At 61.5% G+C, this 21,168-nt stretch carries 24 protein-coding genes; 12 read left to right on the top strand and 12 right to left on the bottom strand.

Features of this window, described 5'->3' with window-relative positions:
- Window positions 1-14: 14 nt before the first annotated feature.
- The 4 genes from BLW70_RS17760 to norR form a co-directional block, all read right to left on the bottom strand.
- Window positions 15-1,250, bottom strand: a complete 1,236-nt coding sequence (locus BLW70_RS17760; protein ID WP_074876076.1) for a molybdopterin molybdotransferase MoeA — start codon at window positions 1,248-1,250, stop codon at window positions 15-17.
- Window positions 1,247-1,801, bottom strand: a complete 555-nt coding sequence (moaB, locus tag BLW70_RS17755; RefSeq protein WP_074876074.1) for a molybdenum cofactor biosynthesis protein B — start codon at window positions 1,799-1,801, stop codon at window positions 1,247-1,249. The genes BLW70_RS17760 and moaB overlap by 4 nt, the downstream gene beginning before the upstream one ends.
- A gap of 230 nt (window positions 1,802-2,031) precedes the next feature.
- Window positions 2,032-2,679 (bottom strand): pyridoxamine 5'-phosphate oxidase, encoded by a 648-nt coding sequence (pdxH, locus tag BLW70_RS17750; RefSeq protein ID WP_074876072.1) that lies wholly within the window; start codon window positions 2,677-2,679, stop codon window positions 2,032-2,034.
- Between the two features lie 72 nt (window positions 2,680-2,751).
- On the bottom strand, window positions 2,752-4,281 hold the full coding sequence (gene norR, locus BLW70_RS17745; RefSeq protein WP_074876070.1) for a nitric oxide reductase transcriptional regulator NorR: 1,530 nt from the start codon (window positions 4,279-4,281) through the stop codon (window positions 2,752-2,754).
- A gap of 156 nt (window positions 4,282-4,437) precedes the next feature.
- Between norR and ytfE the strand changes: the two genes are divergently transcribed.
- Complete coding sequence (gene ytfE / locus BLW70_RS17740; protein ID WP_074876068.1) at window positions 4,438-5,112, top strand: iron-sulfur cluster repair protein YtfE; 675 nt, start codon at window positions 4,438-4,440, stop codon at window positions 5,110-5,112.
- A 121-nt stretch (window positions 5,113-5,233) separates the two neighbouring features.
- Here ytfE and BLW70_RS17735 read toward each other — a convergent pair whose 3' ends face one another.
- Both BLW70_RS17735 and BLW70_RS17730 read right to left on the bottom strand, forming a co-directional pair.
- Window positions 5,234-5,674, bottom strand: coding sequence for a CopD family copper resistance protein (locus BLW70_RS17735; RefSeq protein WP_074876066.1), 441 nt, complete (start codon window positions 5,672-5,674; stop codon window positions 5,234-5,236).
- 25 nt (window positions 5,675-5,699) lie between these two features.
- Complete coding sequence (locus BLW70_RS17730; RefSeq protein ID WP_074876065.1) at window positions 5,700-6,890, bottom strand: NnrS family protein; 1,191 nt, start codon at window positions 6,888-6,890, stop codon at window positions 5,700-5,702.
- A 611-nt stretch (window positions 6,891-7,501) separates the two neighbouring features.
- Between BLW70_RS17730 and BLW70_RS17725 the strand changes: the two genes are divergently transcribed.
- Window positions 7,502-8,185, top strand: coding sequence for a Crp/Fnr family transcriptional regulator (locus BLW70_RS17725; RefSeq protein WP_074876063.1), 684 nt, complete (start codon window positions 7,502-7,504; stop codon window positions 8,183-8,185).
- A 5-nt stretch (window positions 8,186-8,190) separates the two neighbouring features.
- The gene (locus BLW70_RS17720; RefSeq protein ID WP_074880642.1) at window positions 8,191-8,379 is read left to right on the top strand and encodes a protein DnrP; all 189 of its coding nucleotides are present in this window, start codon (window positions 8,191-8,193) and stop codon (window positions 8,377-8,379) included.
- An 81-nt stretch (window positions 8,380-8,460) separates the two neighbouring features.
- On the opposite strand, the gene BLW70_RS17715 is transcribed toward BLW70_RS17720, so the two are convergent.
- From BLW70_RS17715 to BLW70_RS17690, 6 genes are all read right to left on the bottom strand, one after another.
- Window positions 8,461-10,302, bottom strand: coding sequence for a nitric oxide reductase activation protein NorD (locus BLW70_RS17715; protein WP_074876061.1), 1,842 nt, complete (start codon window positions 10,300-10,302; stop codon window positions 8,461-8,463).
- A gap of 76 nt (window positions 10,303-10,378) precedes the next feature.
- Window positions 10,379-11,809, bottom strand: coding sequence for a cbb3-type cytochrome c oxidase subunit I (locus BLW70_RS17710; RefSeq protein ID WP_074876059.1), 1,431 nt, complete (start codon window positions 11,807-11,809; stop codon window positions 10,379-10,381).
- Window positions 11,810-11,812: 3 nt separating this feature from the next.
- Complete coding sequence (locus BLW70_RS17705; RefSeq protein WP_008156283.1) at window positions 11,813-12,253, bottom strand: c-type cytochrome; 441 nt, start codon at window positions 12,251-12,253, stop codon at window positions 11,813-11,815.
- 263 nt (window positions 12,254-12,516) lie between these two features.
- Window positions 12,517-12,774, bottom strand: coding sequence for a cytochrome C oxidase subunit IV family protein (locus BLW70_RS17700; RefSeq protein ID WP_074876058.1), 258 nt, complete (start codon window positions 12,772-12,774; stop codon window positions 12,517-12,519).
- A gap of 10 nt (window positions 12,775-12,784) precedes the next feature.
- A complete protein-coding gene (locus BLW70_RS17695) occupies window positions 12,785-13,372 on the bottom strand; it encodes a cytochrome c oxidase subunit 3 family protein (RefSeq protein ID WP_074876056.1) in 588 nt (195 codons plus the stop codon).
- Window positions 13,356-14,159, bottom strand: a complete 804-nt coding sequence (locus tag BLW70_RS17690) for a CbbQ/NirQ/NorQ/GpvN family protein (RefSeq protein WP_074876054.1) — start codon at window positions 14,157-14,159, stop codon at window positions 13,356-13,358. The genes BLW70_RS17695 and BLW70_RS17690 overlap by 17 nt, the downstream gene beginning before the upstream one ends.
- A 199-nt stretch (window positions 14,160-14,358) precedes the next feature.
- Between BLW70_RS17690 and BLW70_RS17685 the strand changes: the two genes are divergently transcribed.
- The 9 genes from BLW70_RS17685 to nirJ all read left to right on the top strand — a co-directional run bounded on the left by BLW70_RS17685 (window position 14,359) and on the right by nirJ (window position 21,161).
- Window positions 14,359-16,047, top strand: a complete 1,689-nt coding sequence (locus tag BLW70_RS17685; protein WP_074876053.1) for a nitrite reductase — start codon at window positions 14,359-14,361, stop codon at window positions 16,045-16,047.
- Between the two features lie 24 nt (window positions 16,048-16,071).
- Entirely contained in the window at window positions 16,072-16,386 is a 315-nt protein-coding gene (locus BLW70_RS17680; RefSeq protein ID WP_074876051.1) for a c-type cytochrome, read from the top strand.
- A gap of 18 nt (window positions 16,387-16,404) precedes the next feature.
- On the top strand, window positions 16,405-16,728 hold the full coding sequence (locus BLW70_RS17675; RefSeq protein ID WP_074876049.1) for a c-type cytochrome: 324 nt from the start codon (window positions 16,405-16,407) through the stop codon (window positions 16,726-16,728).
- Window positions 16,725-17,903, top strand: coding sequence for a cytochrome D1 domain-containing protein (locus BLW70_RS17670; RefSeq protein WP_074876047.1), 1,179 nt, complete (start codon window positions 16,725-16,727; stop codon window positions 17,901-17,903). Before BLW70_RS17675 ends, BLW70_RS17670 begins: the two co-directional genes overlap by 4 nt.
- Window position 17,904: 1 nt before the next feature.
- On the top strand, window positions 17,905-18,363 hold the full coding sequence (locus BLW70_RS17665; protein ID WP_074876045.1) for an Lrp/AsnC family transcriptional regulator: 459 nt from the start codon (window positions 17,905-17,907) through the stop codon (window positions 18,361-18,363).
- The gene (gene ahbB, locus BLW70_RS17660) at window positions 18,360-18,875 is read left to right on the top strand and encodes a siroheme decarboxylase subunit beta (RefSeq protein WP_074876043.1); all 516 of its coding nucleotides are present in this window, start codon (window positions 18,360-18,362) and stop codon (window positions 18,873-18,875) included. The genes BLW70_RS17665 and ahbB (BLW70_RS17660) overlap by 4 nt, the downstream gene beginning before the upstream one ends.
- Window positions 18,868-19,311 carry an Lrp/AsnC family transcriptional regulator gene (locus BLW70_RS17655; protein WP_074876041.1) on the top strand — a complete coding sequence of 148 codons (444 nt, stop codon included), beginning with the start codon at window positions 18,868-18,870 and terminating at the stop codon, window positions 19,309-19,311. The genes ahbB (BLW70_RS17660) and BLW70_RS17655 overlap by 8 nt, the downstream gene beginning before the upstream one ends.
- Entirely contained in the window at window positions 19,286-19,801 is a 516-nt protein-coding gene (gene ahbB, locus BLW70_RS17650) for a siroheme decarboxylase subunit beta (RefSeq protein ID WP_074876039.1), read from the top strand. The genes BLW70_RS17655 and ahbB (BLW70_RS17650) overlap by 26 nt, the downstream gene beginning before the upstream one ends.
- A gap of 181 nt (window positions 19,802-19,982) precedes the next feature.
- Window positions 19,983-21,161 carry a heme d1 biosynthesis radical SAM protein NirJ gene (gene nirJ, locus BLW70_RS17645; RefSeq protein ID WP_074876037.1) on the top strand — a complete coding sequence of 393 codons (1,179 nt, stop codon included), beginning with the start codon at window positions 19,983-19,985 and terminating at the stop codon, window positions 21,159-21,161.
- Window positions 21,162-21,168: the final 7 nt, after the last annotated feature.

Below are 21,168 nucleotides of genomic sequence, written 5' to 3'. Positions count from 1 at the left end.
GCAATCAATTGCGATCAATGCATCAGGTCGGCGAAGGACAGGAACATCACGTTGTCGTGCTTGAGCACTTGCTGCTCGCACTCGATCACCGCCAGCCCATCGGCCCAACACGCGGCGCTCAACATCGCCGAACTTTGCTGAGGGTGGAGCTCCACGCGCAACTGGCCGTCAGCACCCGGCGTCAGTCGAGCCCGCAGGTACTGCCGACGCTTGTTGCGCTGCAACCAGTCGAACCCGGCGGGCACGGCCATTGGCAGCGGCAACACGTCTTTCACGCCCTGGGCCCTGAGCAGGAACGGCCGCACCACCACCAACGCGGTAATCAGCGCCGCCGAAGGATTGCCCGGCATGCCGATCCAGGGTTTGCCGGCCACTTCGCCGAAGGCCAGCGGTTTGCCCGGCTGAATCGCCAGCCGCCAGAAATCCAGGCTGCCGAGTTCCTCGATGGCCTGCTTGAGGTGATCTTCCTCACCGACCGAGACGCCGCCGGAACTCAACAACAAGTCGCATTCCGAGGACGCCAGGCTCAAGGCATGCCGGCTGGCCGCCAACTCATCGGCCATGACGCCATAGTCATGTACCTCGACACCCCAGCCGCTCAACAACGCCGCGAGACAGTAGCGGTTGCTGTTGTAAATCTGCCCCGGCGCCAATGAGTCGCCGGGCTCACGCAATTCATTGCCACTGCTGAGCAAGCACACCTGCAACGGTCGATAAACCTCGACCCGCGCAATGCCCGCGCCGGCCAGTAACCCCACTTCTTGCGCGCGCAGGCGTTTACCGGCCTGGAGCAACAGGTCTCCCCGGCGAACCTCCTCCCCTTCCTTGCGCACGTGATCGCCAACGCTTACGGACGGGAACCAGACGCGCTCGCCATCGATCCGGCAGCGCTCCTGCGGCACCACCGTGTCGGCACCCGGCGGTAATGGCGCGCCGGTGAAAATCTGTACCGCCTGCTGTGCGAGCAAGGGGGATTTCGCCTGATCGCCCGCCGCAATTCGTCCGCCAATCGCCAAATAGCCGCCGTCCGGTGGCAGGTCAGCGGCCCTGAGGGCGTAACCGTCCATGGCGCTGTTGTCCCAGGCCGGCAGGTTGACGGGGGAATGAATGTCCGCCGCCAGCACCCGACCCAAGGCTTGATCCAGACCGATCTTTTGCGCCAGGGGCGGCGGCGGTGCCTGCTCCAGCAGACGGTTGATGGCCTCGTCCACCGGCATAAGGTGGCCGAGGTCGCACACCCGGCCAGTCATGAGCGTGGCTCGCAGGCGTCGATCACCCGTTGCGCTTGCGGCTTCAAATGCGGGGCGAAATTGCACGGGCCGGTGCGGCTGTCCAATTGTTCGAGCAGGATCTGGTTCCAGGCAGTTCGACACGCGCCGGGCGAACCCGGAACGCAGCACACCAGCACGCCGTTGCTCATCCCGGCCAGCGCCCGTGACTGCAGACTGGACATGCCGATTTCCGCCAGGGACACCTGACGAAACAGTTCACCGAAGCCTTCCACGTGTTTGTCCAGCAACGGCAAGACCGCTTGCGGTGTGTTGTCGCGCGCGGTGAAACCGGTGCCGCCGGTCATCAGTATCACTTGAACCTTGGGGTCGGCGATCCAGTGAGAGACCTTGGCGCGAATCTGATAAATGTCGTCCTTGACCAGGTCACGGTCGATCAATACATGCCCGGCCGTTTGCAGCAAATCCGTCAGGGTCTGCCCCGAGGTGTCGGTGTCAAAGGTGCGCGTATCGCTGATGGTCAGCACGGCAATGTTCAGGGGTTCAAACGTGCGTTGCGCCAGATGGGCCATATCCAAGCCTTCCCGTGAATGAGGGTATGGGACAAAGCCTGAACCGGAATCCCCGGTGAGCCTATTCCTCCAAGGAGGTACCTCGACAGGGACATAAGCAGAATGTGTCGGGCACACAAAAACCTGTGGGAGCGAGCCTGCTCGCGATAGCGGTGTGTCAGGCAACATCAATGGTGACTGACACACCGCTATCGCGAGCAGGCTCGCTCCCACACTGTCTCCCATCGCTATCAGGGCGCCAGTCGGTTGCGCTGCCAAACACCATCGCGCAACCGGTAATCGAGGCGGTCATGCAAGCGGTCGGCACGGCCCTGCCAGAATTCCAGACGCTCAGGGCGCAAGCAGTAGCCGCCCCAATGTTCGGGCCGCGGCACGGTCTTGCCGGCAAAGCGCTGGATGGTTTGGAGCAACAGCGATTCGAGCTCGGCCCGATTGGCCAAAGGCCGGCTTTGCGGCGAAGCCCAGGCGCCCAGGCGACTGTCCTGCGAGCGGGAATCGAAGTACGCATCCGACAGCATTGGGTCGAGCCTGGAGACCTGGCCTTCGATACGCACCTGACGCTCCAGCCCCGGCCAGAAAAAGGTCATCGCCGCATGCGGGTTGGCAGCCAGTTGCTGGCCCTTGTCGCTCTGGTAATTGCCGAAAAAGGTGAAGCCTTCATCGCTCAAGCCCTTGAGCAGCAGGACCCGGCAGTGCGGGCGCCCTTCACTGTCGACCGTCGCCAACACCATGCTGTTGGCTTCGACAGGCGCGCGCTCGGTGTCGCGGGCCAGTTGCAGCCATTGCCGGAACATCGCCATCGGGTCGTCCAGCGCCGACTCGTCTTGCAGGCCAAAAAGGGTGTAGTTGCGACGCATCTGTGCCAGGGAAAGGGGCATGACGGTGATCTCCAAAAAGGTTCTGCCCAGTGTGCAATGCACAGCGCAAGACCACCTTGACCACCATCAACCTTATTTGAGACGCAGACGCCGAGCCAGTTTGTGCAGGTTGCTGGGATCGACTTCCAGAATCCGCGCGGCGCTGGCCCAGTTTTCCCCGGACAGGCTCAAGGCCTGGAGAATTTTCTTGCGCTGGTAATCGTCGACCGCTTCACCAAGAGGCTGGAACGGCTCATCAGCCGTGACGTCCAGTGGATTTTCGACGACCGCACCCTGCCCGCCCACGGCACTGTCGAGGTCCAGAATCTCGGGCTCCAGGGTCATGATCAACGTGCGACTGGTGCCGCGACTGAGCTGCTTCAACGCGGCCCGGCTGATCACATGCTCCAGCTCACGCACGTTGCCCGGCCAGGTGTACGTCAGCAGCGCTCGCTCGGCCGCCGGCGACAGACGCAAACCGCGCAAACCGAGCCGCGCCCGATTGAGTTCAAGGAAATGCCCGGCCAGCATCAATACATCGTTACCGCGCTCGCGCAGCGGTGGAATCGGCACCGGGTACACCGAGAGCCGGTGATACAGATCGGCCCGAAACAAGCCGTCGCGGATGCTGTCCGGCAGGTGCCGGTTGGTCGCGGCGATGATGCGCACATCGACATGCAACGGCTTGTCGGCGCCGAGGCGCTGGATCTCGCCGTTCTGCAGGGTGCGCAGCAGCTTCGCTTGCACGGCCAATGGCAATTCGCCGACTTCATCGAGAAACAGCGTGCCACCGTTGGCCGCATCGAAACGTCCGGCACGGTCACTGGTGGCACCGGAAAACGCGCCTTTGACATGGCCGAACAATTCACTCTCTGCCAGAGACTCCGGCAACGCCGCGCAGTTGACCTGTACCAGCGGCTTGTGACTGCGACGCGACAGACGATGCAAGCGCCTTGCGAACAGCTCTTTGCCGACGCCGGTCTCGCCCAGCAGCAACACCGGCAATTCGGAGTCGGCCAGCACGTCCAGTTCATTGAGCAACTGATGCAGCACTTCACTTTGCCCGAGGATTTCGCCTTCATCAGCCGGCCGCCGCACGTCTTGAATATCGCTGCGGGACAAGCGCAGGCTGCGGTTTTCCTGCTCGAGCCGGGTAACTCGCACGGCGGCTTCGATCTGCAAGGTGCAGCGCTTGAGTTCTTCCCGCGCACGACTGTCGAAAGTCCCGGCGTGCAGCGCATCGAGGGTGATCGCGCCCCAGATCCGCCCCTCCACGTACAGGCTCACGCCCATGCAATCGTGCACGGGCATCGGTTCGCCGGCGTGATGGTCGAGCAAGCCGTCATAGGGGTCCGGCAGACGGCTATCGGGCTCGAACCAGGTGGGTTCGCGCGACGCCATGATCGCCGCCAGCCGCGGATGCTGGGCGATGACGAACCGACGGCCCAACGCTTCATGCACCAGCCCCACCGTCGCCACCGGCCTGAGGCTGTCGTCGTCCAGACGCAGCAATCCCACGGCGCCACTGTTGAAGTACTCGCGCAGGGTCTGGACCAGTCGTTGCAACCGCACAGCATTGGGCAACTCGACAATCAGGTCGGCCGCCAGGCTTTCTCGCAGCATGGTAGTTATTACCCTCTATGGTTGGATTCACCCTAAAGCGTCCGGGTGTCTATCACCACAACTAAAAATAAATCTCTATTTTTCAATACGTTAAAGATGGCATGCCGGGTGCAATGAGCCTGGGGAACCGTTGAAATCCAAACAAGGAACCCCCTGATGAGCCTGACCCTACTGGAACAAAGCCTCGGCCAACTGGCTTGCGATATTCCCGGCGCCACGCGGATTTTCCACACCTTCAAACTGGACTTCTGCTGCGGCGGGCATAAAAGCCTGCGTGAAGCGGCCGCGGGCAAAGACCTCGACCCGGCGCTGATCGCCGATGCGCTGAACCGGCTGCAAGACACCGGCGAAACCCAACACGACTGGCGCAGCGAACCATCAGAGCTGTTGATCGCCCACCTGCTGGCGCGCTACCACGCCCGCCATCGCGAGCAACTGCCGGAACTGATCCGCCTGGCCCGTCGTGTCGAGCAGGTCCATGGTGCGCGCAGCAGCTGCCCCAATGGCCTGGCCGATCTGCTGACTGACATGCAACAAGAACTCGAAGGCCACATGCTCAAGGAAGAACAAGTGCTGTTCCCGATGCTGCAACAGGGCATCGGCCCTCAAGCAGCACCACCGATCCAGGTCCTGCGTTTTGAACATGATCAACATGGCGAAGCCCTCGAAAAGCTGCTCGCGCTGACCAACAACATCACCCCGCCGGCCGATGCCTGTAACACCTGGCGCGCTCTGTATCGTGGGCTGCTGGAGTTTCGGGATGACCTGATGCAACACATCCATCTGGAGAACAACGTGTTGTTTGTTAATGCCCTCAAACCCCGCCATTGATCGGCAACCAGTGACACCGCTTTCGCGAGCAGGCTCGCTCCCACAGGGGATGGAATTCCAATGTGGGAGCGAGCCTGCTCGCGAATAGCGTCACCTCGGAATTACGGGTTCTCCAGCGCGATCAACCGTGCCAATAGAACATCGCCTTGGCCAGGATCACGATCAACACCATGTGCCCGAGGATGCTGCGGCGAATCCAGCTCGCGCGGGTCGTGGTCAGTCGTGCGCTTTTCAGCCAGTACGCCAGCAGGAAGTAATGGCCGATGATGCTCAGGGCCAGGATGATTTTCAGACTCAGCAACGTGCCAAAACTGCTCGCCAGCGGCTGACTCAATACGCCGCGGTGTTGCCACGCCAGGCTGATGCCGGCGCCATACAACAGCAACACCACGCCATGCAGCACCTTGCGCGAACGCACTGCAATCGCTTGATCCGCCGTGGTTAGCGCGGTATCCGCCAACTGCTGGCGAGCGCGGTGCCAGATCACCACCTCAAAAAACAGCGTGCCGATGAAGGCAATCGCTGCCAGCAAGTGGGTGACCAGTAAAAAGGGATATAACACTGGCAGCCTCCATCAGTTGACTTGCTTAGCCCGGATGACCGTCGACACGGGCCCGCAGCAGCATCGGCCCATAGCGCCAGGCGTACAGCGCAAACGCCAGCGCCCAACACACACCGGCCAGCCACAACGCAGGCAGGGGAAAGAACAGGATCAACACCACCCGGCTCAGACAGGCCAGATTGAGCAGAATGAACGCCAGGGTCATGCCCGACGGCGGCTCCAGCGCACGACCGGTGTGGCCCAGGCTGACCCGCGCGATCATCGCCAGCACCAGGCCGCCCATGGCGCCGATGGTCAGGCAATGCACCGCCAGACTCGGATTGATCGGCACACCGAAATGCCACAGCGCCATTCCAAGACAGGCCGCTGCCAACCAGGCATAAGCCAGGTACAACGACCACAGCAGCGGCACGTGCCAGAGGGCCCGATCATGCCAGCGAACCAGGCGCACCAGATGCCCGGCGGCCAACATGGCGAACAACAGGCCGACCCAGAGATTGGGGTCAAGCGCAGGTCCGGCGGCATATAGCAACGCCACCAGCGGTGAGCCAATCAACAGCAGCCAATCCAGCCACGGCCAAGGGGTCACGCCATCGACCTTGCCGAGACCGCGCTGGATAAAGAACGGAATGACGCGCCCGCCGATCAAGCCCATCATCGCCGCCACCAACCAGAGGCCGGTCAGCACGCCTTGACGCTGCCAGGCTTCATGACCTTCGACCAGGCCGTAAAGGGACAACCCGTCGGCCGCCGCTAACAACAACAGCACCACCGCAATCGGGTAGTTACGTTTCTGCCGCACCTTCCACAAGGTGAAGCCCATGAGCGCCGCCACCGCCAGTGGGAACGCCAATTCCAGCACGGCGAGCACCGGCCACGGAGCATTGACCAGCCAGGCCACGCGCGCCAATAACCACAGCAACGCCAGCGCGGCCAGGGGTCGCCCGCTGAGGCCGGGACGACCGGTCCAGGTCTGCACGGCCGTCAGCAGAAAACCCGCGATGATTGCCAAGCCGAATCCGAACAGCAGTTCGTGTCGATGCCAGCCCAGCCAGCCACCCGCCGGCTGCCAGTCGGCAATCGAACCGCTGAAGGCGGCCAGCCAGAGTGGAATGGCCAGCACTGCCAGCAGGCAGCCGGCGAGGAAAAATGGCCGAAAGGCCAAACGTAACAGCGGCGCGATGGCCATCGCTTTACGGCGGTCAAGCACTTGCATAAAGCCACTCCTTTACCTTGCTGCTGACCTGACGCCAACCCGCACGCGTCGAGGTAAGTCCGGGAGCAATGATCGGGTATTAGCGATCCATTGCCTTTGTCACAGATCAAGTGTGCAAAGGGCGTGCCCCGGATCCCAACTCAACCCACTGTGGCGAGGGGGCTTGCCCCCGTTGGAGTGCGAAGCACTCCCAAAACCGGTATCCGCGGTGCGTCAGATAGAACGCTTCAGCCGGTATTACGACTGCTACGCAGCCGAACGGGGTGGTGCGGCGGTCCGACAAGCCCCCTCGCCACAGGTGTTTCGGATCAGGGTAAAAATGACCATTTAAGGGTTATTTAAACCATTAACCTCGTGGTCGTTTTTACCCTCCTTTCTGACAACCCTAATAAACAAGGGGTCTCCAGGCATGGCCCGCGTCTTGCTCAGGCTTTCAGCAATCAAAAAACCTTGATCCCTCTCGAATCCCCAGGAGTCGTCATGAAAAAAGTCATCCAGCCACTGGCCTGGTTCGTGGTGTTGACCTCGGTCCTGGCGTTGGCCAGCGGCGTCTCGCTGGGCCTCGTTTGACTTGATCGCCACCCCCTTCTCAACCTTCAGGATGAATTCTTATGGTGCTTCATCGCGTCCATCACCAGATTCTGCGCAGTCACCACTTGTTCGAGCCGTTGAACGAAGAACAGCTGGATGAACTGATGAGTACCAGCCACCTGCTGAGCATCGACAAGGGCGAACCGTTGTTCCGCCAGGGCGAGCCGGCCGACTCGTTCTATTTCGTGATTGCCGGCGCGGTGAAAATCTACCGCCTGACACCGGATGGGCAGGAGAAAGTGTTTGAGGTCATCAGCGATCGGCAAACCTTCGCCGAGGCGATGATGCTGATGGACACCCCGAACTATGTGGCCTCGGCCGAAGCGATCTGCCCGACTCAGCTCTATCGGTTATCCAACAGCACCTACATGCGCCTGCTGCAGAGCAACAGCCGGCTGACCTTTGCGCTGCTCGGCAAGCTCTGCGTTCGCCTGCATCAACGGGTCAACGAAATCGAAACCCTGTCCCTGAAAAACGCCACCCACCGGGTCGTGCGTTATCTGCTGACGCAACTGGTGCGCCAGCAAACCGTCGACAGCCAATTCGAACTGCCGATGGCCAAGCAACTGATTGCCGGGCATCTGTCGATCCAGCCGGAAACCTTTTCGCGGATCATCCGTCGCCTGATCGATGAAAACATCATCACCCAGGACGGCCGCCAGATCGCCATTCTCGATCGTCTGCGCCTGGAACAGTTCGAGTGAATGCCATGCCCGTCTGTTTGTATTGCCAGCACACCCACCCCGCGCAAGAAACCGAGTGCAGCCAATGCGGCATGCCCCTGCCGGCATTGGCGGCACAGGCAGGGGAACGCCGGCTGCGCCGGTTCACGTGGTTCTGCATCGGCCTGACGATCTTCTGCGTGGTCATGTTTTTCTGGCTGCCACGCAGCATCTGATCCCCACACATTTCCCTGTAGCAGCTGCCGAGCCTGCGAGGCTGCTGCTACAAGGGCGTAGGTGACTAGGGACCGTGTCGATCACGGCTGGGTCAGCTGCCGATACAACTGCGGCAAGCGCAGGGGCAATTGCTCGGGCTGGCGGATCAAGGTGTAGCCATTGGCGCCGAACATGTACGGCAGGTAGTCCCCGGCCTCGCGGTCAATCGTGATACAGAACGGCGTCAACCCCTGGCGCCGCGCTTGCAGCACCGCTTCGCGGGTGTCTTCAACGCCGTAGCGACCCTCATACAAATCCAGATCATTCGGTTTGCCATCCGTGAGCAGCAGCAACAGTTTGCTGCGGCGTTTGCTCTTGCCCAGCAGTTGGGTGGCGTGGCGGATGGCGGCGCCCATGCGGGTGTAATACCCCGGTTTGAGCCCTTGAATACGACCACGGGTATTGTCGTCATAACGTTGGGTGAAGGACTTGAGTTCCTGCATGCGCACTTGATGGCGGCGCAGCGAGGAAAACCCGTACAGGGCGAAATCATCACCCAGCACCGACAGGGTTTCGCCGAACAGCAGCAAACTGTCGCGGATCACATCGATCACCCGATGCTCATCGTTCAAGTGCGCGTCGGTGGACATCGACACATCGGCCAGCAACAGGCACGCCAGGTCGCGGCGTGTCTGCCGTTGTTCCATGAACAGACCTCGCTCCGCACACTGGCCATGCTCGCGTTCAACGTGAAAATCCAGCCAGGCCTGCATGTCCAACTCAGAGCCCTGAGGCTGCTGGCGTAACCATTGGCGGTCATTGCGCAGGTGCTCGAACTGGCGGCGCAAACGGTGTGCCGGGGCCTTCAGCCGTGGCGGCAGTGGCTGCGCCTCACAGTCCCGGGGCACCATCATTTGCAGATTGACGAAAGCGTCCTGCAGCTGCTGTTTGCGGTAGTCCCACTCCGGCAACTTGATGCCCTCGCCCAGGGGAATATCGTCGACATCGGCCGGCGGCAAATCCAGGTGCAGCTTGAGGCCGCCGCCCTTGCGCAGACGGGTGCGCGACAGGCTCAACTCGTCAAGGTCTTCGGCGACTCTGGCGGCGTCCGGGTTTTCGCTGTCGTCTGTCCAGCGATCCAGGTCCACGTGTTCGGTCCAACTGAACAGGTTCTCCAGGCGCACGATCAACAATCCGCCATCGCGGTTGCCTTCATCGATCCGCTTGGCGCGTTTGCTTGCGCCTTTCTGCTCACCGGGTGGGGTCGTCAGGGATTCTTCCGACTCGTCACCGAGGTCGGCCGCCTGCGGGCTGGCGAGGTTCTGCGGCGGGTACAGCCACAGCGGCAGCGGCCATGCGGCCCGTTCGCTGCGGGGAAAATGTTCGACACTGCCCGGCTCGCGTAGCGCCTGGCATAACGCTCGTTCCAACGCCGCTTCGCCGGTACTTAAAGTTGCCGGATCCGGGCGCAATTGCAGGTGCGCATCGACTAGACGTTTATACCGGGCACGCAACGCGGGATAGCGCCGCAACAGCTGTTGCGTCCAGCGTTGATTGTCCCGCCCCCAATGACGCATCTGCCCGGCCTGGGCCGCCAGCAACGCGAGCCAGCGATAGAGCTCCTCGTTCAGTGCGACTTCAGGAAACACTGCCAGGCTCGACGGCAGACGCAGATTGGCCTCGTCGCACCACGCCAGGGGCACTTGCTTGCAGGTGCCGGCGATCTGCTGCAGCACGTTGCGCCGCAACAGCAGATCACGTTCGCTGGCGGCTTCCACGCCGACGCCACTGGCCCCACCCATGGCGCGAAACAACAACGCCAGCGGCCGCTGCTGGTGGATCAGTTCGACCCGGGCCTCGGGAAAGTCCGGGCTGGCGCGACGGGTGATAAAGCGATGCCAGACACTGCCGACCCACTCTTCCAGTTCGACGGTAAAGGCCATGGTTTTTTTCCTCTGAAACCAATGTGAAACGGCCCGCTGTACCAGCCGGGCCGTCCTCCTTCAGGGTGTTATTGGCTCACGAACGAACAGCGGAGGCGGCAGTGGCAGTGATCCCCACTGGCACCCGACGCTTGAAGCTGAACAGGTAGCAGATCAGCCCTGCGAAGAACCCGAGACCGGCGCCAAGACGAGCCCAGAACAGCACTTGCAGATGATCGACAGTGGCCATGAACGGTAACGCGACGCCATCTACCGGCCAGCGTTGCAGATAGATCTGCACGACACCGGCTGCGGTGAGCAACAGCGTGATCATCACCATCGATAGGGTCATCAACCAGAAACCCCAGATCTCGAGTTGCTGCGAACGCTCGTCCGCTGCCTCACCGAGCCCGCGCAGTTTCGGCATGGCGTAGCTGATCAAGGTCATCACGATCATCGCGTAAGCACCGTAGAAGGCCAGGTGACCGTGAGCCGCCGTCAACTGCGAACCATGGGTGTAGTAGTTGACCGGTGCCAGGGTATGCAGGAACCCCCAGACGCCAGCGCCGAAGAACGCGGTGACCGTGGTGCCCTTGGCCCACAGCGTGGCGGCGCGGTTCGGGTGGTCTCGACGACGGTTCTTGACCATGCTGAAGGCGAATATCACCATCGCCAGGAACGGTAGCGGCTCGAGTGCCGAGAAGATTGACCCCACCCACAACCAGACCTCAGGCGCACCGATCCAGAAGAAGTGGTGACCGGTACCGATAATCCCCGTTATCAGCGCCATGGCGATGATCACGTAGAGCCATTTCTCAACGACCTCTCGGTCCACGCCGGTGATCTTGATCAGGACGAAAGCGAGCATCGAACCCATGATCAGTTCCCACACGCCTTCTACCCAAAGATGCACCACCCACCACCAGTAGAACTTGTCACGGGCGAGGTTGCCGGGGTTGTAGAAGGAGAACAGGAAGAACACCGCGAGACCGATCAGCCCGGTCATCATGACCATGCTGACGGTGGTCTTGCGCCCTTTGAGCAAGGTCATGCCGATGTTGTAGAGAAAGCCCAGGCAGACCACCACGATGCCCATTTTGGAAATGGTCGGCTGTTCCAGGAACTCTCGCCCCATGGTCGGCAGCAGTTCGTTGTGGGTCAATTTGGCCAGGCCGGCATAAGGCACCAGCAGGTAACCGAGGATCGTCAGCACACCTGCGGCGGCGAATACCCAGAACAGGATGATCGCCAGCTTCGGACTGTGCAGTTCGCGGTCGGCCTCTTCCGGAATCAGGTAGTAGGCCGCCCCCATGAAGCCGAACAATATCCAGACGATCAGCAGGTTGGTGTGCACCATCCGCGCCACGTTGAAGGGGATGATCGGGAACAGAAAGTCGCCGATCACGTATTGCAGGCCCATGATCAAACCGAACAGTATCTGACCGAGGAACAGCATCAGGGCAAACACGAAGTACGGTTTGGCCACGGATTGCGAGGCGAATTTCAGATGCGGATTAGCAATGCTCATGTCTTAGCCCTCCTTGTTTGGCGGCCAGCCATTGGTGTTGATTTTCGAGCTCCATTTGAGGAACTCGGCGATGTCATCCACCTCCTGGTCACTCAACTTGAACTGCGGCATCGCGCGTCGGCCCGGTACGCCCAGTGGCTGCATTTTCATCCAGGCATGCAAGAAGGGTTTGAAGCCCGCCTCTCCGCCGCGCCGCTGGAACACGTTGCCCAGCTCAGGCGCGAAATAGGCGCCCTCGCCCAACAGCGTGTGGCAGCCGATGCAATTGTTTTGCTCCCAGACCAATTTGCCGCGCTCGACTGATTCGGTTAACAACGCCTCATTGCTGCGCTCTGGAAAGGTCTGTTCCGTGTGATAGGTCAAAGCCAGGAATATCAGGAAGAAGAAGATGCTTCCCCCGAAGTAGATGTTCCTGGCCATGCCTTTGGTAAAGGTGTCTGACATGGTCGCTTCCTCTTTGCTAGGCCCGTCCATCATAGGAAGCGAAGGGTTGAAACCTGCTTGATGGCGATCAAGAAAGGCAGATGGTTTCGGTCGGGTATTACACCTGAGCCAAACTCGGTCCTTGTAGCAGCTGGCGAAGCCTGCGTTCGGCTGCGCAGCAGTCGTAAAATCAGGCACTGCGGTGTATCAGATTGACCGAGGTGGCAGGATTTACGACTGCTGCGCAGCCGAACGCAGGCTTCGCCAGCTGCTACAGGGATCGTTTAACGGAACAAGATAAGCGTCAGGCCTACCACCGTTGCCAACACCAGCGCCCAGCTCAACATCAAGCGCCGCCACAGTCGCGGCGCGTGGCGCATCTCCATGAAGCCATCGGTGATCAGCCACGCCTTGCCGACCGCCACCAGCAAAATCGCAATCGACAGCAACCACGTCGCCCCGGCCTGGGCCAGCACTACGGTGCATACGCTTAACGTCGCGAGCGCCGCCCAACAGACGAGCAAAACCCTGGAAACAGACATGAGAACCTCGTCAACTCAACACGTAGACCAGCGGAAACAGCACCACCCAGATCAGATCGACCATGTGCCAATACAACACGCCGGATTCAAACCCGCTGCGATTGTCGGCGTCGTACAGGCCACGGCGACAGCGCTCGGCCAGCCATCCGAGAATGACCATGCCGAGTACTACGTGGAGAAAATGAAACCCGGTGAGGATCCAGTAGAGCGTGAAAAAGGTGTTGTGCTCCATGCCCAGCCCCGAGGCGAGCAAGTGCCGATATTCGGTGAGTTTCAACCCCACGTAGACACTGGCAACGAGCAACGCCATCAGCAGGAAAACCGTGCCATGACGAGGCCGCGAGCGCCTGACCTGCTCCTGCGCCAGTGCAGCGAACAGGCCCGCGGTGAGCAGGCTCAGGGTCATCGCCAAGCCGGTTGAGGTGTTCAGCAACAGGCGGCTTTCACTGAACATCTGCGGCTTGAGCGCCTGGGTCACGGTGAACACCAGGATCAGGATGGCGAACACCGACAGCTCGGCCAGAATGAAAAACCACATCGCCAGATCACCCGGCAAGTGGCGACGCGAGACGCCCGCGGACTCAACCGAAGTGGACATCAACCACGTCCATCAGCGCGGCAACGGTCAGCGGATCATCGCTCAGTGGCTCGGCCAGGCATGCCATGCAGGCCTCACGCGGGCTCATGCCGGAGCCGATCATGCGCGCGGTAAAAATCAGCAGCCGCGTTGAGGCGACCTCCTCCAGATCATGCTGATCGAGCCGGCGCAGTGCCTGCCCCAGCCGCACCACTTGCGCCGCCAGCGCGCTGTCCACCTGTGCTTCCCGGGCCACGATGCGTTCCTCATCGGCCACCGGCGGATAGCCAAAGCGCATCGCCACGAAACGTTGCCGAGTGCTGGGCTTCATGCCTTTGAGCAGGTTCTGGTAGCCGGGGTTGTAAGACACCACGAGCATGAAGGAGGGCGGCGCCTTCAGCACTTCGCCGGTGCGTTCCAGGAACAACTCCCGACGATCATCAGCCAGTGGATGCAGTACGACCACGGTGTCCTGGCGCGCCTCGACCACTTCGTCGAGGTAACAGATGCCGCCTTCACGCACCGCCCGGGTCAGCGGTCCGTCCTGCCACCAGGTGCCCTGGGCACCGATCAGGTGACGGCCGATCAGGTCGGCCGCGCTCAGATCGTCATGGCACGCCACGGTGTACAGCGGCAGTTTCAGCCGATGGGCCATGTGCTGGACGAAACGGGTCTTGCCGCAGCCCGTCGGGCCTTTGATCAGCACCGGCATGCCGTGTCGCCAGGCTTGTTCGAACAGCGCCTCCTCATTATTCAGCGGTTGGTAGAAGGGTTCGGTCGGGTGTTCGCAAGACGGGGTACGGTCCATGGGCTGTCTGTTCCAAAAGCGGATTCAAGGAACACGCTACGGGCCCCTGCGACAACCTGGCAAGTGAGATGGCCGGCAAACTTGATCGTCGTCAAGCGGACATTGGCCTGCTCGGGCATAGCCTTGCACGGCACTAAGAACCTGCGTTCTGCGCTGCCGTTTCAGCACATCGCAAAGGTCTTGCCTGAGGAGAAATGGAATGCTGATCAGCAATAGAAAAACGTTTGCCCTGACCCTCGTCACATTGTGTTCGTCACTGGCCCTGGCGGTGAGCCATGCCGCCAGCGCTGAAGAGCCCGCCGCCGCGGCCGCCCCGCCCATGGTCAAAACCGCGGGTGCTCCCGACATGAGCCAGGCCGAGTTCGACTCGTCCAAGGAAATCTACTTCCAGCGTTGCGCAGGCTGCCACGGCGTGCTGCGCAAAGGGGCGACGGGAAAACCACTGACGCAAGACATCACCCAGTCTCGCGGGCAACCGTTCCTGGAGGCCTTGATTACCTACGGCTCGCCAGCGGGCATGCCGAACTGGGGGACGTCCAATGCGCTGACCAAGGATCAGATCACGTCAATGGCCAAGTTCATTCAGCACGCGCCGCCGACGCCGCCGGAATGGGGCATGGCCGAGACGCTGAAAACCTGGAAGGTACTGGTCAAACCCGAGGACCGCCCGAAAAAGCAGCTGAGCAAACTCAACCTGCCGAACCTGTTTTCGGTGACGTTGCGCGATGACGGCAAGATCGCCCTAATCGATGGGGACAGCAAGAAGATCGTCAAGCTGATCGAGACCGGTTACGCGGTGCACATCTCGCGGATCTCTGCCTCGGGTCGCTATCTGCTGGTGATTGGTCGAGACGCGCGGATCGACATGATCGACCTGTGGCCGCTGGAGCCGACCAAGGTCGCCGAAGTCAAAGTGGGCATCGAGGCGCGCTCGGTCGAGACCTCGAAGTTCAAGGGCTACGAAGACAAATACACCATCGCCGGTTCTTACTGGCCGCCGCAATTCACCATCATGGACGGCGAAACCCTGGAGCCGAAACAGATCGTTTCGACCCGCGGCATGACCGTCGACAAGCAGGAGTACCACCCCGAACCCCGGGTCGCGGCGATCATCGCCTCCCACGAATGGCCGGAGTTCATCGTCAACGTCAAGGAAACCGGCAAGGTCATGCTGGTCAATTACCAGGACATCAAAAACCTCACCGTCACCTACATCGACGCCGCGCCTTTCCTGCATGACGGTGGCTGGGACAGCACGCACCGCTACTTCATGACCGCCGCCAACAACTCCAACAAGGTTGCCGTAATCGACTCCAAGGAGCGCAAGTTGACCGCGCTGGTGGACGTCGGCAAAACCCCTCACCCGGGTCGCGGCGCCAACTTCAACCACCCGACCTACGGCCCGGTCTGGGCCACCAGCCACCTGGGGGATGACGGCATCTCGCTGATCGGCACCGACCCGACCAAACACCCGCAATACGCCTGGAAACAGGTCGGCTCACTCAAGGGCCAGGGCGGCGGATCGCTGTTTATCAAGACCCATCCCAAGTCTCGCCACCTGTACGTCGACACCACCCTCAACCCGGACGCCAAGCTCAGCCAGTCGGTGGCGGTGTTCAACCTCGACAAGCTCGACGCGGGCTACACCGTGCTGCCCATCGCCGAATACGCCGGCATCAAGCAAGGCGCCATGCGCGTGGTGCAGCCGGAATACAACAAGGCTGGCGATGAAGTCTGGTTCTCCGTGTGGAGCGGTCAGGCAGAGGAATCGGCGCTGGTAGTGATCGACGACAAAACACTGAAGCTCAAATCAGTCATAAAGGACAAACGACTGATCACACCCACCGGCAAGTTCAATGTCTACAACACCCAACACGACATCTATTGAGCTCCATCAATGCAAGGAAACACCATGAAAAATACTCTGTTTTCACTGTTCGCCCTGACCGCTGCGCTGAGTGTGCAGCCGGCCATGGCCCAAGACGCGCAGGAGCTGTTCAAGAGCAAACCCTGCGCAGCCTGCCACTCCATCGACACCAAGATTGTCGGCCCGGCCCTCAAGGAAGTGGCGGCCAAGAACGCTGGTGTACCCGGGGCCGTGGACACCCTGGCCAGCCACATCAAGAACGGCACGCAAGGCAATTGGGGCCCGATGCCAATGCCGGCCAACCCGGTAACGGATGAAGAAGCAAAAATTCTCGCAACCTGGGTACTGACACTCAAATAACCGCCTGGAGGGCGTCTGATGGTTTATCGACACGCTGTGATTCTGGCGGCCCTCCTCCTCATTTGCGCAACCGCGGTTGCGGCGCCGGACGCCCAGCGTCAGGCACAACTCGAACACCTGCTGACCCAGGACTGCGGCGCCTGCCATGGGCTGCACCTGACCGGCGGGCTGGGCCCCGAACTGACGCGCCCAGCGCTGGCCGGCAAGTCACGGGACAGCCTGATTGCCACCGTCACCCATGGCCGGCCCGGCACGGCGATGCCCGGTTGGGCACCGTTGCTCAGCCCCGATGACATCCGTTGGCTGGTCGATCTTCTTCTCCAGGGAAATCCCGCACCATGATCCGTTCAATCCTGCTGTCAGCGGCGACCGGGCTGTTGTTGTCCGCTTGCGTTCAACCACCGTTGCGTGGCTCCGGCGACTTGGGCGTGGTGGTGGAGCGCGCCAGCGGTAGCGTGCAAATCATCGAAAGCGACACCCGCACCACGCTGGCCCGACTCGAGGGTTTCGGCGACCTGTCCCATGCCTCGGTGGTGTTCTCCCGTGACCAGCGCTACGCCTATGTGTTCGGGCGCGACGGCGGGTTAAGCAAAATCGATTTGCTGGCCCAACGTATCGACCACCGAGTCATTCAAGGCGGCAACAGCATTGGCGGCGCCATCAGTCAGGACGGCAAGTTGATCGCGGTGTCGAACTACGTGCCCGGCGGGGTCAAGGTGTTCAATGCCGACACCCTGCAACTGGTGGCCGATATTCCGGCCACGGCCCTGGCCGATGGCAGCAAGCGCTCGCGGGTGGTCGGCCTGGTCGACGCGCCGGGGCAACGTTTTGTGTTCAGCCTGTTCGATACCGGCGAAATCTGGACCGCCGATTTCAGTCAGGGCAGCACACCGCAGATCAGCCGTTTCACCGGTATTGGCTCGCAACCCTACGACGCCCTGATCACCCCGGATGGCCGCTATTACATGGCCGGGCTGTTCGGTGAAGACGGCATGGCCCAACTCGACCTCTGGCATCCAGAGCGCGGTGTGCAGCGGGTACTCGGCGACTACGGACGCGGCCAGGTGAAACTCCCGGTCTACAAGATGCCGCACCTGGAAGGCTGGGCTGTCGCCGATAACCAGGCCTTTGTGCCCGCCGTTGGCCAGCATCAGGTGTTGGTGATGGATTCACGCACCTGGCAGCAGACCGCGGTCATTCCGGTCGCCGGCCAACCGATATTCGTCACCTCGCGCCCGGACGGTCGGCAGCTGTGGGTCAATTTCGCCTACCCGGACAACGATCGGGTGCAGGTCATCGACACCGAAACCCATGCCGTGGTCGCAGATCTGAAGCCGGGACCGGCGGTGCTGCACATGGAATTCACCGCACGCGGCGACCAGTTGTGGCTGTCGTTACGCGACGGCAATCAGGTTCAAGTCTGGGATCCGTACCGCCTGAAGCTGCTGAGCACCCTGCCAGCCTCCGCGCCGAGCGGCATCTTCTTCAGCAGTCGCGCGCAGAAAATGGGGTATTGAAATGAACCTTGAACGGCTCAGCCGCCAACTCATCGAGCGCTTCCAGCACGGCATGCCGCTGTGCCCGTCACCGTACAAGGAGATGGCGCAGATTCTCGGTTGTCGCGAATCCCAAGTGATGGCCTGCCTGGAAGAAATGGATCAGGCCGGCACCCTCTCACGCATCGGCCCGGTGTTCGAGCACAGCCGCGCCGGGGCCAGCACCCTCGCCGCCCTCGCCGTGCCCGCCGACCGCCTGCAACAGGTGGCCGATCGCGTCAGTCAGTACCCGGAGGTCAATCACAACTACGCACGGGAGCATTTCTACAACCTGTGGTTTGTGCTGACCGCCCCTGATCGCCAACACATCGACCGTGTGCTCAAGGAACTGGAGGACGACACCGGCCTCATGCCGCTGGACCTGCCGATGTTGACCGCTTACCGCATCGACCTCGGTTTTGCCCTGGGAGAAAAGTCATGACGCCCGGATTGAGCCCCCAACAAGCGCTGGCGCTGCGCCGACACCTTGAAGGCGGGCTGCCGTTGGTAGCGCGCCCGTATCAGGCCCTCGGCGAACGGATAAACGCTGACGAAAACCAGGTGCTCGAACAAATGCGCCAGTGGAGCGAGCAAGGGCTGTTTCGCCGTATCGGCCTGGTGCTGCACCATCGCGCGCTGGGCTTTACCGCCAACGCCATGCTGGTGCTGGATGTTCCCGATGCGCTGATCGACGAAGTCGGCCAGCGCCTGGGAAGAGCACCCGGCATCAACCTCTGCTATCAACGGCCACGGCGTTTGCCGCAGTGGCGGTACAACCTGTTTTGCATGGTGCACGGGCGTAGACGTGATCAGGTGGAGGCGCAAATTCAGGCGTTACTGGAAGAGAATTTGCTGAGCGATTTGCCCCATCAATTGCTGTTCAGCACCCAGGTCTTCAAGCAGTGCGGCGGCCGCTTTGCGCCCTCGCGTACAGGCGCACCTTCCCATGGATGACTTCGACCGTCGACTGATCAACCGTTTGCAATTGGGCCTGCCGCTGGTGCGCCACCCTTGGCGGGTATTGGCTGCGGAACTGGAGAGCAGCAGCACTGAACTGCTCGGCCGACTGCATACCCTGCTCGATGACGGAATGCTCACGCGCTTTGGCCCGATGTTCGACATCGAACGCCTGGGCGGCGCCTTCACCCTCGCCGCCCTGGCGGTGCCGGAAGAGCGTTTCGACGAGGTCGCCGAGCAACTGCATGACCTGCCTGAAGTGGCGCACAACTACCGACGCGAACACGCCTGGAACATGTGGTTCGTGCTCGCCTGCGCAACTGAACATGACCTGACCGAGACCCTGAACCACATCGAAACCCTGACTGGCTTGCCGCTGCTCAACCTGCCCAAAGAGGAGACCTACCATGTCGGTCTGTATTTCCCGGCCTGAAGACACCCTCGTCCAGCGCCTGATCGTGTTGACCCAGGCGGGTCTGCCTTTGCTGGAAGACCCGTGGGCGTGGCTCGCCGAACAGTTGGGGCTGAACATCGACGCCACCCTGGATCTGCTCAAGCGCTTGCAGGCCGAGGGCGCGATTCGGCGGATCGCCGCCGTGCCCAATCACTACCGCCTCGGCTATCGCCACAACGGCATGACGGTCTGGGATGTGCACGATGCCGACATGCCGCGCCTCGGCGCGCTGATCGGCGCGCAACCCTTCGTCAGCCACTGCTATCGCCGTCCACGCCGAACCGACTGGCGCTACAACCTGTTCGCCATGGTTCACGGCCGCAGCCGCGATGAAATCAACAATTACCGCGAGCACCTGCGCCACTTGCTGGGTGACGCTTGTGCGGCCGACGAAATGCTGGTGAGCAGCCGCATCCTGAAGAAAACCGGCTTGCGCTTAACACCAGTCAGTCCAACACAGACCTTGTAGCAGCTGCCGAGCCTGCGAGGCTGCGTTCGGCTGCGCAGCAGTCGTGAAATCAGACAGTGCGGTGTTTCAGATAAACCTCGCACACAGGTTCTACGACTGCTGCGCAGTCGAACGCAGCCTCGCAAGCTCGACAGCTGCTACGGGTATCCGCGCTGAACACACCTGACTCAAGGAGAGTTGCATGTTGAGGATCAGCCAATACCTGCGTGCGTTAGCCGGCCAGGCGTCTGCACCCAGGACCAGTCCACCGGGCAGCAATCGGGCGCCGGTGGTGATCTGGAACTTGCTCAGGCGCTGCAACCTGACCTGCAAACACTGCTACGCCACCTCGGCCGACAGTGTCTTTCGCGACGAACTGGATACGCCCGCCGCGCTGACCGTGATCGACGACTTGCACGATGCCGGCGTCAAGGTGTTGATTCTTTCCGGTGGCGAACCGCTGTTGCGCGAGGATCTGTTTGTGCTCAGCGCCTACGCCCGGACCAAGGGTTTCTTTGTGGCGTTGTCCACCAACGGCACGCTGATCGATGAGCACAACATCGCGCAGGTCAGCGCAGCGAATTTCGACTACGTCGGGATCAGCATCGATGGCCTGGAAGCGACCCATGACGCCTTCCGCCAACTCAAGGGTAGCTTCGCCCGTTCCATGCAGGCGATCCGGCTCTGTCGCGAACAAGGCATTCGCGTCGGGCTGCGCACCACCCTGACCCAGGAGAACCATGCGCAGCTGCCGCAACTGCTGGCGCTGATGAACGAGTACGACGTGCAGAAGTTTTATCTGTCGCACCTCAACTACAGCGGTCGCGGCAAACGCAGTCGCAAACTCGACGCGCACCAGCAGATGAGCCGCGAGGCCATGACGTTGATCTTTGAGCGGGCCTGGGAAGACATCCAACAGGGCCGCGACAGCGATTTTGTCAGCGGCAACAACGATGCCGACGCCATTCTGCTGCTGCAATGGGCAGCCCTTCGTTTGCCCGAGCATTACCCACGCCTGGAAAACATGCTCCGCGCCTGGGGTGGCAACGCCTCCGGCAGTGGCATCGCCAACATCGACAACACCGGCGAAGTGCACCCCGACACCTACTGGTGGCAGCACTCGGTGGGCAATGTCCGGCGCACGCCGTTCCGCACGTTGTGGCTGGATCAGCCGGATGCCCTGCTGTTGCGCTTGCGCGAACATCCCCGCGCCGTCGGTGGCCGTTGCGCGCAATGCCGCTGGTTGCCCATCTGCAACGGCAACACCCGCACACGCGCCTGGGCCGAAGGAGATCTGTGGGGCCAGGACCCCGGCTGCCACCTCAGCGATGACGAAATCGGCGTGCCGCCGGTGACGACCATCCCTTGCATCACCCACTGAATAGCCC

Origin of the sequence: Pseudomonas frederiksbergensis, from assembly GCF_900105495.1 — a bacterium.
GTDB classification, from domain to species: Bacteria; Pseudomonadota; Gammaproteobacteria; order Pseudomonadales; family Pseudomonadaceae; genus Aquipseudomonas; species Aquipseudomonas frederiksbergensis.
This window is presented reverse-complemented; position numbering and strand designations above follow the sequence as displayed.